This is a genomic window from Shewanella sp. W3-18-1 (assembly GCF_000015185.1).
GTDB classification, from domain to species: Bacteria; Pseudomonadota; Gammaproteobacteria; order Enterobacterales; family Shewanellaceae; genus Shewanella; species Shewanella putrefaciens.
This window is the reverse complement of record NC_008750.1, coordinates 2917437-2931904: the sequence shown is the minus strand read 5'-3', so window position 1 is coordinate 2931904 and position 14468 is coordinate 2917437. Positions and strand designations below refer to the sequence as shown.

Sequence of the window (14468 nt, the reverse complement as noted above, 5' to 3'; positions counted from 1 at the left end):
GGATTTTATTATGCTCAAAATGTTGCACTCGCAAAGTGAGTAACTAGGTGTCGCAATTGCAAATGAGTGGTATAACCGACATTCCGCAGCTAATTTAGGAATAAACTACCTCATAGAATCTACCGAGTAATTTGAGTAGTTGTGTTTGGTGATCTTGAAGTCCAGTGATGAACCTTTGGCCGTTAATCTCTAGCGTATCTATGCCTTCGAATTGCAAGAAGACCCAACGTGCCGTCGGTCTGGAGGTCGTCTTGTTCTTTACCATACTTGGGAAGAACGCTTCGGTTTGTGCGAGTTGTTCTCTGATTTTGTGTTCTAAACTAGCGTAAACAAGCAAGCTCAACGTCATTATCATTAGCAACGCTTCAATGCGCTCAGGCTTTTTCAAGAAGATGGAAGAGGTTAAAAACTCAGGGCTTTTTAGAAAACGGAAGCCGCGCTCGACTTTTTGTTGCGATTTGTAATGTGCTAGAAGAGCCGCCATGGTGAGTGCTTCATTGTCGGTGTCATTCGTCGCGAGGATAAACATGCCTACTTTGAGCTTAGCCAGTTTTACTTTTTCTAGGTCGGTGAAGGGGGCGGCTTCGATAAAGTATTGGTATCCTGTCGGTGCTTCATCTGTCTTTGGGCGGCCCGAATGAGAGTAAGTCGGCTGTTTGATGAGAGTGCCTTGTTCAAACCCAAGTAAGTCACATTGTTTCTTGAAATCGTTAAACGCTAATTCTGCGTCAACTTCACAAGCGAATGGTTTTTTACTTAGCTTTTCCAACGCTTTGATTTCTTTTGCTATGTTTTTCTCTAAGTTCTTGAAGAAAGTGATTTCTTCCCGCTTGGTGGCCTGTTCACTGTGAACGAGCAACCAACGTTGATTGACCTTTCCGTAATCCGAGTCTATCCAACATCCTGAGTAGCCATGACCGATAGTGCTTAATTGCTCTGGCTCTAGCGCAAGTAGTGCTTGTTTTGCGAGCTTGATGGTCATGGGGACACGGGTAATGAATTTTTGATTTTGCTCATCTAGCGAGGAGATGCTTTCTTCGGTGTACAAAGCGGCATCAGCGATAAAGTAACGACTATTTTGCGCGGCTTTTAGGCAATGTATGTGTCTTTTAGTGACTTCAGCGAATGCCTTGGCATCATTGGTGTTACCACTCAGTGCTTGCATGTAAACAGGAATACCTGCTTGGTTTTCACAGATGAGTTCAAGCACGACTTGGTTAAGCTCTGGCCTATGATCCCGACTATAACCTCTTACAAGCTTAATCACGTTGGTGTTTTCATCTTGTGCATACTCACCATCAACGTGGAAGCTAGTGATATCAAGATGAACAGAATCGGTCGTCAAGCCCAGTTTATCAACAACACGCTCAGCAATAACCTGATAGAGCGCTGAGACATCGGCTTCGTATAGAGCATCTAATGTGCGGCCTAGTACATCATCAGTCAGGTGGTGTGCTTCAATGTCTTTGGCGAGTAGCTTAGATACAGGCTTGGTCTTAAAAAAGTCCGAGAACATGTGCAGTGTTCTGCTATGAAAGCCAAGTCCATTTAGGAGCATGGCCAATACCGCGTCACCATGAGAAACATTGTGGTCAGAATATTTTGGGATAACGGCATCTATCATCCGTGGCAGGCCAATTTCGTGACAAAAGGCGGCAATGAGACCAAGGTGATCTAAGCGTTTAATAACAGGATGGGTAGACATATTTTGAGACCGTCAAATAGCAGTAATAGATCAAAACTGTCGATCGCGGTCAAGATGGTGTCGTAGTTTTTATGAAAAGCTGATCGCCAGATCACACTATTTAAATTCTGGAATTAGCTGCGGAATGACGGGTATAAATCGAGTCGCAGAATTAAGGTTGTTCATAAATTGACTGGCGATAAGGGGCAAAAATCTCTAATAACCAATCAATAAACGCTTGGACTTTTAATGGTAAGCTGGGCGATTTTGGTGTGAGTAGGTAATAAGCATAGGGGCTAATAAAAGGCGCATCGAAGGGGATGACTAAGCTGCCATTTGATAGTTGTTCTTCAATAAAAAATCGTGGAATAAGTGCTGCACCCATGCCACTCGCTGCCGCTTGGCTTAACATATAAAAGTGTTCGACCCCGAAAGTTTGTTCTTGAGTTAACACAAGTCCTACTTTTTTCGCCCAATAGTCCCATAGTTCTGGTCTGGTCGTGTGCTTAAGTAAGGTGACATGATTGATATCAGCAATAGTCTTGAGTTTTGGTGCTAATGAGGGAGCACACACAAGGCATAAATCCTCATCCATTAGCTTGATATAATTGACTCCTTTAGGTATGACGGTGCTACTGCGGATCGCAATATCATAACGGCCTTGGTTAAAATCCACCGCAAAATCCCCAATGGATAAATCGACATAAAGGTGAGGGTGGAGGGATTTAAATTGCTCCATTCTAGGAATAAGCCAGTTAATCGTTAGGCTTGGTAGCACATTAATTGCTAAAGTTTGCGGCCTTGTGCTCTGGCGGCGTAAATCACCTGTAGCACTCGATAAGGTTTGTAGAGCGGCTTGTACATGGGGTAAATAGCGTTGAGCTTCGTCGGTTAGCCCCACTTTTTTGTGGAGACGGACAAAGAGTGCAAACCCTAAATATTCTTCTAATATCCTGATTTGTTTGCTAATTGCACCATGAGTAACATGCAGTTCTTTACTCGCAAGTGTCATACTTTGGAGTCGTGCTGCCGCTTCGAAGGCTCTAAGGGCATTAAGTGGTGGTAGTTCGCTGTACATTTTGTGTCCACTCGTGAGGTAAGCATCCTAACAAACGATAACATTAGTGTGAGTTTATCTCACGCTGTGGCGACAATAACTCCTTTGCGTTTATTTGGCAAACGCAGTCTAATGCGCGGCAATCACTCTTTTTTTATCAGAAGAATAATAAATCATCATGGAATTTGAACTGACGCTACAAATTGCTGTATTACTTTTTACTGTCGCTATGGTGGCGGGATTTATCGACTCAATCGCCGGTGGTGGAGGCTTGCTGACCATTCCTGCACTGATGTGGGCAGGCTTGCCGCCTGCGGTTGCCTTAGGGACAAATAAGCTGCAGGCCTGTGGCGGCAGTTTTTTTGCGAGTTTGTACTTTGTCCGTAAAGGACTGGTTGATCTTAAATCCGTTAAGTTAGCCTTGATTTGTGCATTTATCGGTGCGGCATTGGGTACGATTCTAGTTCAACTCGTCGACACTAAAGTGCTTGAGTTGATGTTACCTTTTTTGATTTTGGCTATTGGTTGTTACTTTTTATTTTCGAAAAAGATTTCAGAAGATGATAAACATCAAGTGCTGACACCTACCGCATTTGCCTTTACTGCGGCATTGGGCGTGGGATTGTACGATGGCTTTTTTGGCCCTGGTACTGGGAGCTTTTTTGCGCTGGCCTTTGTATCGCTTGCGGGGTTTGGTTTGGCGAAGGCAACTGCCCACGCAAAACTACTTAATTTCTCCACTAACATTGCTTCGCTGATCTTCTTTGCCTTGGGCGGAAAAGTGATTTGGTTATTAGGATTAGTCATGCTGGCAGGGCAAGCGATTGGTGCAACTTTAGGTTCTCGTCTCGTGATCACTAAAGGTACAAAGATTATCAAGCCATTGGTGGTGACTATGTCCCTTGCTATGAGTTTTAAACTTTTGGCGAGCCAATATAATTTTTTTTCGTAAACTATTTGATATTAAGCATTTTATAAAACTCACTCATCAATAGAAGCTCTTTAAGCTGCGGATGAGTGTATCTTAGTGACGTCCATTTTGGCTCAAAAGTTAAGCCGAGGTGGATATCACCCAAAAGATCCGCCAAATGACGACTTAAAACGTTTCATCCTACTTTGAGTTAGGTGTACTCTTTCAAGTTTTTTGAATAGTATTACCTGTCATTTTTAATACACTTTTTAGGCTTCTTATTGTTTTGGCGTGTATTTTAAATATTGTGTACATATTTAATCCGATTGATATAAGTGCAGTGTCTATCTTGCCAGTCTTATTTGCATCGACGGGCGGCATGTGCGTTCGGGTTTAGCGCCACCACTTCTTTAAAAGAGCGATTATGAAATTTATCCACACCTCGGACTGGCACATAGGTCGTCAATTACACAATCAATCACTACTGGATGATCAAGCTTTTGTGCTCGAGCAAATCATTGCTTTAGCGGATGAACACAAGGTGGATGCCGTGATTGTGGCGGGGGATATTTATGACAGATCGATTCCGCCTGCGAATGCGGTTGCGCTGTTAGATGATGTGCTTAACCGCTTAGTGCATGATTTGGGCCTGCAAGTCATTATGATTGCGGGTAACCACGATGGTCACGAGCGCTTAGGTTTTGCAGCAAAACAAATGGCGGCAAGTGGGTTACATATTATTGGGCCTTTGAGTGCTGACATTCATCCCATTACTTTATCGAGTTCAAGCGGTGATGTGGTGTTTTATCCCTTGCCCTATGCCGAACCTGCCACAGTGCGCCAAGTTTTTGAGTGTGAGGCGGCAAGCCATGAGGCCGCAATGACGCTATTGCTTGAACAAGTACGCCAGCACGATAGCCAAGGTTTGCCGAAAGTGGTGATAAGCCATTGTTTTTTGGATGGTGGCAGTGAGTCAGAATCTGAGCGGCCACTGAGCATTGGTGGCGCCGATAAAATATCGCCAACGCTATTTACTGAGTTTGATTATGTCGCCCTTGGACATTTGCACGGACCGCAATACAAAGGTGCAGAGCATGTGCGCTACTCAGGATCGATTTTGAAGTATTCCTTTAGCGAACAACATCAACATAAGTCGGTGACCTTAGTCGAACTTAGCGCGCAAACGCCGATTAAAATTCGTTTGTTACCATTAACGTCAATACGCGATGTCCGCATCTTAGAAGGGGAGTTAGCCACATTACTCGCCCAAGGTAAAACGGATATCAAGCGTGAGGACTACCTTATGGTCAGACTCCTTGATAAACATGCCATTTTAGATGCTATGGGAAAATTGAGAGCCGTTTACCCTAATGTGCTGCATTTAGAACGAACTGGTCTGATGGCGGGGCAGCAACAAGTTACCTTGAGCCGAGATCATATCAAAAAAGGCGAGATGGACATGTTCCGTGACTTTTTCTCTCAAGTATCCGGCGAGTCATTAACACAAGCGCAGCAAGCTGTAATGGATGAACTCCTGACTAAGCTACACAATGAGGAGCGCCAAGCATGAGACCACTTAGCCTTTCCATGTCAGCTTTTGGCCCCTTTGCATCGACGCAACAACTTGATTTTACGGCCTTAGGGACTAATCCGTTATTTTTGATTAATGGACCCACTGGTGCGGGTAAGACGACCTTGCTCGATGGTATTTGCTTTGCCCTCTATGGCAAAACCACGGGTAATGAGCGTGAAGGCAGCCAGATGCGCTGCGATGTGGCCGATGATAGTTTGCTAACAGAAGTCACTTTTAGTTTTCAGTTGGGTAATAGCAGTTATCGTATTCGCCGTGTGCCAGAGCAAGACAGAGTTAAAAAAAACGGTGACGGCTTAACGGTGCAGAAGCCCGAAGCTCAGTTATATAAGATAGACGCCGAGGGTAATGAAAGTTTGCTTGTAGCGAGCAAAGTCTCAGAGGCAACTGCTGAGATTGAAGCCTTAACTGGCCTCGATGTGGAGCAGTTTCGCCAAGTGATGGTGTTGCCGCAGGGAAAATTTCGCGAATTGTTAATGGCAGACTCTAAAGCCAGGGAACTGATATTTAGTCAGCTATTTCAAACACATATATACCGACGCATTGAGGATTCCTTAAAAAGTAAGGCTGCAGATATCCGCGCCTTAGTGAAAGATCAACGTAGCCGCCGTGATGGCATTTTACAAAGTGCGGGTTTAGCATCCGATGACGAGCTTAGCTGTGAATTAGCCAAGCTTACGCCAGAACTTGAAACAGCCCAAAGTGCGAAAGAACAGGCATTACAGCAGCAACAATGGGTGATAAAAACCAGCGATGCCGCCCAGCATTTATTGGCCGAATTTGCGCAGTTTGATGCCTTAACTCAAACAGTTGCTGCGCTTGATGCACAGCAAGAAAACATGGCTGCGCAAACCTATAAACTGAATTTGGCTAAACAGGCGCAGCACATGGCACCTATGCTTGAGGTGTTTGTGGCTCGTGAGCAGGAAGCCAAGGCAGCAAGTCTTGCCCTTGATCATGCGAAAACAGCATTAATCCATGCTAAACAAGCCTTCGATAACGCAGAGCTTAAGACCGCTGATTTGCCCGTGTTGGAAGCGTCGTTACTCGAACAGGAACAGGTTAAACAGCAACTGAATGCGTTAGGACCGCAGCTTAGGGAATTGGATAGGCTTAGTAAAACCCTCGAACAAGAGCAAGCGCAGCTAATTAGCGCGAAAACACAACTTCAGAACAGCAAACATGAGTTAACCACCGTAGTCCAAAAACGCCGTGAATTAGAGTCCGCTTTGCCGCAACTACAGGCCAACAGCGAAACTCGCCTCTCATTGCAACAAGCGCACCAGCAGCAACAGCAATTATTGTCGACTTATCAGCAATGGCAACAAGTGGTGGCAAGGGTATCGTTGACACAGGCAAAACTTGTTGAGGCTAAAGTCAAAGGGCAACAACTCAGTGCTCAGCATCAGCAAGCACAGGTTGCATATAAAGCTTTATTGTTGACTTGGCATCAAGGACAGGCCGCTATTTTAGCGCGGCAATTACAGCAAGATGAACCTTGCCCTGTTTGTGGTAGCCAAACACATCCACAGCCAGCACAAAGCCAAGAGCCACTCCCAAGTGATGAAGTGCTGCAATTAGCACTAGAGGCTGAAACGAATGCCCAAGAAATCCTGAGCAAAGCCAGAGCGGAATATCGTGGGCTACAAACGCAGCTAGAAACTTTGCAACAGCAAGCACAAGATCTCGCGGTCCAATTGGGCACTGCGGTTGATATTCCTTTAGATGAACATACGCATACTTTGTCGCAATACGCTTTCTCACTCACTCAAGCGGAGCAAGCCCATCAGCAGTTACAGCTGTTACAGCAAGAGATTGCATTGTTGCACGCACAGGAAACGCATCTACAACAAAAGCTAGAGCAAGGGCAAACACACGACAGTGCACTGCAATCTAAAGTGGATATATTGCAGGGGCAGTTAGCACACATGCAGCAAAGTGTTCCATCTGCACTTACAACGCTTGAGGCCTTAACTGCAGCAATAGCGCAAAATCAGCAAAGTATTAGCCAAATTAAGCAACAGATTACTAGTGTTAGGGATCTCCAACAACAGACTGGCCAATCTTTTGTTGCGGCTAAAGCGGCACTTAATGGTGCTGAAAATGCTGCTGAGGCGGCATTAGCCCAGCAAACGCGTGCACAGCAGCAACTCAATCAGCAATTAGTCGTAGCAGGTTTTGCCGATCAACAGGCCTTATTTGAGGCCATGCTCGATGAAGAACAACAGCGTGCATTAGCCAGCGAGATTGAGGCTTACCAGCAGCGCAGTGCTTTGACCAAGGCCCAGTGTGAACAGTTAGCGCTTAAGCTTAAAGATAAAGTGCCACCTGATAGCATTAAGCTCGCTGCCGAGCTTGAGTCGGCGCAGCAAGCATTACACGCAGCAGAGCAGGCATGGCAGCTGCTTCACACCCGCACAGTATTACTGATGCAAACCCAAACCCAGCTGAGTATTGCCGATGCAAAAGCTAAGGTTTTGGAAGATGAATATGCGGTTATCGGTACCCTCGCAGATGTCGCTAATGGAAATACAGGTAATAAGATCAGCCTGCAACGTTTTGTGTTAAGTGTACTGCTCGATGATGTGCTGTTGGAGGCAAGCCACAGGTTACATCTGATGAGCAAAGGGCGTTACCGTTTATTGCGTAAGGAAGATAGGGCCAAGGGCAACAAAGCGTCAGGGCTCGAATTGGAAGTAGAAGATGCTTACACCTCCAAAGTGCGTCCTGTGGCCACATTAAGTGGTGGAGAAAGTTTTATGGCTGCATTATCGATGGCGCTTGGTTTATCCGATGTAGTACAAGCCTATGCCGGTGGTATTAAACTCGATACCTTATTTATTGACGAAGGTTTTGGTAGTTTAGACCAAGATTCTTTAGAGCTGGCCATTCGTACTTTAATGGATTTGCAATCCTCAGGCCGGATGATAGGGGTGATCTCCCATGTTTCAGAGATGAAAGAGCAGATAAATACCCGTATTGATATACATAAAACCTCACATGGGAGTGAAATGACGATAGTTTTGCCTTAGTTCAATAAGATGATGACTTTTTATCTGTAACATATTGTTATTAAAGATTAATGAGCATTTGTTTTTGTTTGTTTAACATCTTGATGAAGTCATCATAATCACTTTAAAGTGCTAAGTAGCGCATGTTTTTCATTAATTGTGCAACTAAAGAGTAAAATACCGTTTGTCATAATCGGTTTTTTGATATAAGTTGGGGAAATTCGGGCTTCCCGCTACAGTAATGGTTCAAGATATAACGCCAAAAAGATAACGAAAGGTGAAAGCGTTGCAGACAGGCAAACCCAATTTGATCAATTTTTCGCAACCCCGTTTGCAGAATTTATCATCAACTCATAAGAATATTCTATTAGTGGGCGGTTTATTGATCGGTGCAGCTATGCTATTACCGAATAATAACCATGTCGTGCCAACAACTCAGCGTATCCCTGTCGTTCTTGATATTGAGAATATCTTACCTCAGACTTCTGAATCTATTGAACAAGCTGCTATCATAGATAATACGCCTGATTTTGAGCGTATTATCGTTTCTGGAGATACCCTAAGCGGTCTATTTTCAAAAGCAGGTGTTGATCATCAAACTATGTATAGGGTGTTGGAAGCCGATCTCAATATTCTTGCCCTTGATACCTTATTACCTGGTAACCGGATCCAGTTTTGGCTGGATAATGATGGGCAATTACAAAAGTTAGAGTTGTATTTTAATGCGGCACGCCAAGTCGTATTTACTCGTTATGAGGATGGCAGCTTTAACGTTGAAGAAGTCAACGTAGAAGGTGTTTGGCAAAATCGAATTTTAACGGGTGATATTAAAGGTTCATTTTACGTATCAGCACAAAAAATGGGGTTAGCTGCTGCGGATATTCAACGTATTGAAGATTTACTCAAAGAGAAAGTCAATTTCGCGCGTGACTTGCGTGCAGGCGATAAGTTTTCGGTTTTGGTAAATGATCAATATGTTGAAGGTGAAGCGACAGGAAGCAGCCAGATATTGGGCGTAACAATTAAAACTGGCCGTTCTGAAGTGAGTGCTTTTCAGCATACTGATGGTAGTTATTATGATGCGAAAGGGCAGAGTTTGGTTCGTGCATTCCAGCGTATTCCATTAGCGAAACAACCTCGTATGAGTTCTCGTTTTAATGCCTACCGTAAACACCCTATTACTGGTCGAATTTCTCCCCATAATGGTACGGACTTTTCAGTGCCTATTGGTACTAAGGTGATTGCACCGGGTGATGGCGTTGTCAGTTTAGTAACGGATCATCAATTTGCAGGTAAATATATTGTTATCGAACATGGTGGTAAATACCGTACCCGTTATTTACATCTTTCCAAATCCCTTGTACGTAAAGGTCAGCGAGTGACTCGAGGGCAAGTGATTGCTTTATCAGGTAATACCGGCCGTTCAACGGGCCCACATTTGCATTATGAGTTCCATATTAATGGTAAACCAGTTGATCCTATGAAAGCGGATATCCCAATGTCTAGTCAATTAGCAAATCAAGAACTGAGAACCTTTACAAATTTGGTTAAGAGCCGCCAAGCTTTAATGGATTTAGGTTAATCATGCTTGCTAGTTTGATACTGTTGATATCGGATGAATTGAGACATAAAGTTTAATCCGGATTACAATAACGTAAAGCTCACTTATGCCGATGAAATAATATATTTCATCGGCATTTTTATTTTAGAGGTTCAATATAATACGGTAAAAATTGAGTATTCTCATTAAGTCAATCTGTCTATCTCTTACAATGGCAATAATGAAAAAGAGGAAACAAATTGTTATAGGCAGTTTAGTGAGATTATATGACTTATAGAATGCAAACCCATCAATATAAATCTGGTTTAAAACCGTTTTTACAATATAAGTTATTGTACGTAGCGACTAACTTGCTTGGCGTCGATGAATGGCTTTTAATGCGCACTTACAGAGTTTTCCTTTAAGTGCCGGACACCCACTACATGGAGATTTTTTATAGGGATGTAGTGCAAAGCTACGTCCAGAGGGTTGAGGTGTAAGGCGTCTAATAATCACTGGTGATGATAATTTCGCATCGTTTGCGGCAATAAACGTCATCTTAGCGAGCTTTAGTTGCTTTTTTAAGATTGATTTATCGAGCGCGTCTATGGGGGGCTCTGAGATATGTGCAGCTAATAATTTAGCGATGTGTTTGCGAAGTGCTTTTTTACTTTGTATTTTCTCTTTATCAATGATATCAACAATAAAATTCGGCCTTATTTGGTGATATGTCAATTTTGCGCGTGCGCTTGTTAATTTAGCCTGCCTCTTTAGTATCTTTTTTGCTTGTTTTTTACACCATTTATCAAGCAGCTTATCAATTTGACGCTTTTTCATATCATATCGCTTCTTTACTAAAGTGACTTTATGAGTCTAAATGAAAATTATTATCAGTCAAGTGGTGGGTGTTTATAAGCGCTAAATTGTTTACAGATTAAGCAGAATAAGGGGATATGTTAGCGTCGATACAAGTTAATAATAAGCGTAAATCAAATTCAAACTGGTGATAATCCGGCTCCATATGGATGCACAAATTATAGAAAGCTTTGTTGTGATCTTTTTCTTTTAAATGGGCTAATTCATGTACGACGACCATACGCAACAAAGGTTCTGGTACACGCTTTAAACGCGAAGAAATGCGAATTTCGTTCTTCGCTTTGATTTTATTGCCTTGAACTCGTGCTACATAGGAATGCAAGCCAAGTGCATGATGACTAATGTTAATTTTATCGTCAAAAATCACTTTTGATAATGGTGATGATTGACGTAGAAAACTGTTTTTTATCTCTTGGGTATAGTCATAGAGCGCTTTGTCACTACGAATATCATGGATTTTAGGGTGACGACGCAAAAGTACATTTGGTAGGGTACCTGCATCGAGTAGCTGTTGCACTTGGTCTTGGATATCAGGACTGTAGCCGTTGAGGTATTTTAATGATTGCATAAGTTTCAAGGCTCCGAAGCGGATCGGAGCCCAAATTGTAATTATACCTTACCGAAAATATGGCGATTTTGCTGAGCGTAAGCGGCTTCAAAAGCGGCTTGTTGTACCCGTTTAAGATCTAAACTGTCAAAATCCACTTGGGGAGGATTGCGTTTATTTTGTTCTTTAATGGTCACGGGTGATAACAGATGGACGGGTATATCGCCTAATTGGATGGCAGCTTCTAACTTAAAGCTGGTGGCAGAACCAGCCAATTTACCTTTTTGTTCACGTTCGATGATAACAACTTCATCGACCTTATAATCTTGCATGAGTTTATGAAAAGCAAAATGAAAGTCACGTATAGCCTCGGTAGTTGATGATTGCGAAACACTGAAGGATACCTTACGGCATTCAGGGACATTAAATGTTTCACCTTCATAGCTCAATAGACTGATGATGGCCTCGCCACCTTTTAACTCAACACCACAAACTCTCATGTTACACCTTCAAAATATCAATAATAGCGTTATTGTCGCTGGAATTTAGAACAATGCGCGAATCACTTCCGCTCATTGATGGTTCTAGTTGATAGTCTTGAGCATAACAGCATCAACACTATCAATATTAATTTAAAAATTAAACTTCTTCAGTATCATTATCTTGCAGTAAAGGGGCTGTGGGCTTTCTACGCATTGGTGCATCGCCAATATCGACCCCAGTAATAAAACGTTTATCCCTAGACGGTGGGGCTTTAACCGCTTTAGCTTTGGTTTTTCCAGCAGAAGTGCTGGTTTTTGCAACACGCTTGATTGGCGTTTGCTTGGATTGCTCTTTTAAACCGCTGAATTTTGCTTCTAAACCCGGAATAATACTGATTTCAAATGTTTTTCTGAGGAATATTTGGACTTTCTTGAAGTTATCCCAGTCTTTGGGGCCAACTAGGGATATCGCATCGCCTTTTGCGCCAGCTCTGCCAGTTCGACCGATACGATGTACGTATTCTTCGGCAAATTTAGGCATATCAAAGTTAATTACTAATGATACATTGAGTAAGTCAAGACCACGCGATGCAACATCGGTCGTGACGAGGATTTGCTGTTGGCCACGGGCGAATTGATCCATGATTTGGTTACGTGCAGCTTGCTTTAAGTCGCCACTCAGTGCCGCAGTCGCAAATCCTTGGGTCGATAATTTTGCCGCTAATCGCTCGGTATCGGGGCGGGTTGCGGTAAAAACAATCACTTGTTTGTGAGTTTCATCCTGAAGTAAGCGAGTCAGCAGGGCTTCTTTATGGTCTAAATGATCGCAAAGAAAAATACGCTGATGAATGTCATTGTGCTCACTATGGGATGCATCAATTGCAACATGTGCAGGATTTTTTAGCAGTGTAGCTGCAATATCATTGATTTCACTGTGATCTAAGGTGGCGGAGAACATTAAGGTTTGACGACGTTTATGATCAGCGGCTTCATTGATCGTTTTAAGCTGTGGTGCAAAACCTAAGTCTAACATACGGTCTGCTTCATCAAGGATTAATAGTTCTAATCCATTGAGGAACAAATGTTTTTGCTCTAAATGATCGGCAATGCGTCCAGGTGTCGCCACGATGAAATGGGGCTCTTTTGCTAATGCTTTAGCTTGATCATTAAAATTCTCCCCCCCAAGTACACTAATCGCCTTGTACTGAGTGTTGGCCACCAGTAAGCGAAGCTGACTATAAACTTGGTGAGCTAATTCGCGTGTCGGTAATAAAATCAATACTCTAGGATCGCGTTTACTGAGTGAGCGGGTGGATATAACTCTTTGCAATGCTGGCAGCAAAAAGGCCAAGGTTTTACCCGAGCCTGTTTTTGACGAAGCCATTAAATCTTTACCTGCCAATGCGATAGGCAGTGTTTGTTCCTGGATGGCGGTGGGGGCGGTGATCCCCATATGTTTTAAGCTTTGTAAAAGACGCTGGTCCAGAGAAAAATCGGTAAATTGCAAAGGTATATCCCCAAAAACGTAGTAAGGGCAGATTATAGCCTTAAAGGGCTGTTCTCAGCTATCCACATTGATAATTATCTCGGTTTAGCACCATTTTGAGAAAAAACAGCATGGACTAGTTTCACTCAGTAGCATTATTTTGCATTGACATTACAACCTCTTAATTATGTGTATTTCACCATTGACAGCCGATGTGATGGAAACTTAGGTTATTCTGTGTATCGGTCAGTAAAGAGGAAGCATTTTATGGTAAGGGGAACGTCACCCACTATTGGTATTGCCTTAGGTAGTGGAGCGGCAAAAGGGTGGGCACATATTGGTGTATTAAATGGACTAGCGGCTATGGGGGTTAAGCCTGATAAAGTTGCGGGCTGTTCTATAGGGGCGTTAGTTGGTGCCGCATACGCCCATGACCATTTACCTGAACTTGAAGAATGGGTACGAAGCTTTTCCAGTTGGGATGTTTTAGGATTGATGGATATTCGTTGGCGAAAAGGGGGCTTGATTGGTGGCGATAAAGTCTTCGATGTACTGCAATCCCGTATTGGTGATGTGAAGATTGAGGAGCTTAATCGTCCGTTTGCTGCTGTGGCAACCGATTTATATTCAGGGCAAGAGATTTGGTTTCGCCATGGGGATTTACGCCAAGCGGTTAGGGCTTCTTGTTCTATGCCCGGTATTCTAGCACCCGTTCGACAAGGTGAACGCTGGTTAGTGGATGGTGCAGTGGTAAATCCTGTTCCCGTGTCGGTGAGTCGTGCAATGGGGGTCGATATTGTGATTGCCGTTGATTTAAATGGATATCATCCGGGACGATTACAGGTTTTGCCTGTTAATATGACAAGTCATAAGGCCACTCAAGGAGAAATGGATTTGCCTGCTAGACAGGATACGGGATTTATGGATTTATTTGCCCGTGGCAGAGAATATGTGAGTAGTTTGACGGATAAGTTTTCCCTTGGTACCAAATCTAATCCGGGCATGATTGCTGTGATGTCGCAATCAATGGGTATTTTAGAGCAAAGGCATAAGCGATCGCGTTTAATGGGTGATCCTCCCGATATTTGTATCGTACCCGAAGTGGCCGAGATAGGAACAATGGAGTTTCATCGTGCCAGTGAGGCGATTGCCGCTGGTGAAGCTGCTGTCGCGAAAGTGGCTCATTTGATTGAAGCGGCATTATGGCGGGGAAACGAGCATAGAGAATGAATTATTGATACATTATTTTACAACTCATTGTTTGGCCTATTTTTTGCTTAAATT

General features: G+C 43.2%; 11 protein-coding genes. 5 read left to right on the top strand and 6 right to left on the bottom strand.

Annotated features, from left to right (window positions below; all coding sequences use genetic code 11):
* Positions 1-94: 94 nt before the first annotated feature.
* Both SPUTW3181_RS13450 and SPUTW3181_RS13445 read right to left on the bottom strand, forming a co-directional pair.
* The gene (locus SPUTW3181_RS13450; protein WP_011787758.1) at positions 95-1705 is read right to left on the bottom strand and encodes an IS1634-like element ISSpu7 family transposase; all 1611 of its coding nucleotides are present in this window, start codon (positions 1703-1705) and stop codon (positions 95-97) included.
* Positions 1706-1856: 151 nt separating this feature from the next.
* Entirely contained in the window at positions 1857-2762 is a 906-nt protein-coding gene (locus tag SPUTW3181_RS13445; protein ID WP_011789854.1) for a LysR substrate-binding domain-containing protein, read from the bottom strand.
* Between the two features lie 157 nt (positions 2763-2919).
* Here SPUTW3181_RS13445 and SPUTW3181_RS13440 point away from each other — a divergent pair, with 157 nt between their 5' ends.
* From SPUTW3181_RS13440 to SPUTW3181_RS13425, 4 genes are all read left to right on the top strand, one after another.
* Positions 2920-3693 carry a TSUP family transporter gene (locus tag SPUTW3181_RS13440; RefSeq protein ID WP_011789853.1) on the top strand — a complete coding sequence of 258 codons (774 nt, stop codon included), beginning with the start codon at positions 2920-2922 and terminating at the stop codon, positions 3691-3693.
* Between the two features lie 382 nt (positions 3694-4075).
* Positions 4076-5221 (top strand): exonuclease SbcCD subunit D, encoded by a 1146-nt coding sequence (locus tag SPUTW3181_RS13435; RefSeq protein ID WP_011789852.1) that lies wholly within the window; start codon positions 4076-4078, stop codon positions 5219-5221.
* Positions 5218-8274 carry an AAA family ATPase gene (locus SPUTW3181_RS13430; protein WP_011789851.1) on the top strand — a complete coding sequence of 1019 codons (3057 nt, stop codon included), beginning with the start codon at positions 5218-5220 and terminating at the stop codon, positions 8272-8274. The genes SPUTW3181_RS13435 and SPUTW3181_RS13430 overlap by 4 nt, the downstream gene beginning before the upstream one ends.
* A 265-nt stretch (positions 8275-8539) precedes the next feature.
* Entirely contained in the window at positions 8540-9835 is a 1296-nt protein-coding gene (locus tag SPUTW3181_RS13425) for a peptidoglycan DD-metalloendopeptidase family protein (RefSeq protein WP_011789850.1), read from the top strand.
* Positions 9836-10159: 324 nt separating this feature from the next.
* On the opposite strand, the gene SPUTW3181_RS13420 is transcribed toward SPUTW3181_RS13425, so the two are convergent.
* The 4 genes from SPUTW3181_RS13420 to SPUTW3181_RS13405 form a co-directional block, all read right to left on the bottom strand.
* On the bottom strand, positions 10160-10630 hold the full coding sequence (locus tag SPUTW3181_RS13420) for a hypothetical protein (RefSeq protein WP_011789849.1): 471 nt from the start codon (positions 10628-10630) through the stop codon (positions 10160-10162).
* 97 nt (positions 10631-10727) lie between these two features.
* Positions 10728-11237 carry a M48 family metallopeptidase gene (locus SPUTW3181_RS13415; RefSeq protein WP_011789848.1) on the bottom strand — a complete coding sequence of 170 codons (510 nt, stop codon included), beginning with the start codon at positions 11235-11237 and terminating at the stop codon, positions 10728-10730.
* Between the two features lie 41 nt (positions 11238-11278).
* Positions 11279-11716, bottom strand: a complete 438-nt coding sequence (locus SPUTW3181_RS13410; RefSeq protein ID WP_011789847.1) for a DUF3010 family protein — start codon at positions 11714-11716, stop codon at positions 11279-11281.
* Between the two features lie 139 nt (positions 11717-11855).
* Positions 11856-13205 carry a DEAD/DEAH box helicase gene (locus SPUTW3181_RS13405; RefSeq protein WP_011789846.1) on the bottom strand — a complete coding sequence of 450 codons (1350 nt, stop codon included), beginning with the start codon at positions 13203-13205 and terminating at the stop codon, positions 11856-11858.
* A 246-nt stretch (positions 13206-13451) separates the two neighbouring features.
* Here SPUTW3181_RS13405 and rssA point away from each other — a divergent pair, with 246 nt between their 5' ends.
* Positions 13452-14414, top strand: a complete 963-nt coding sequence (gene rssA / locus SPUTW3181_RS13400; RefSeq protein WP_011789845.1) for a patatin-like phospholipase RssA — start codon at positions 13452-13454, stop codon at positions 14412-14414.
* The last annotated feature ends 54 nt before the right edge of the window (positions 14415-14468 follow it).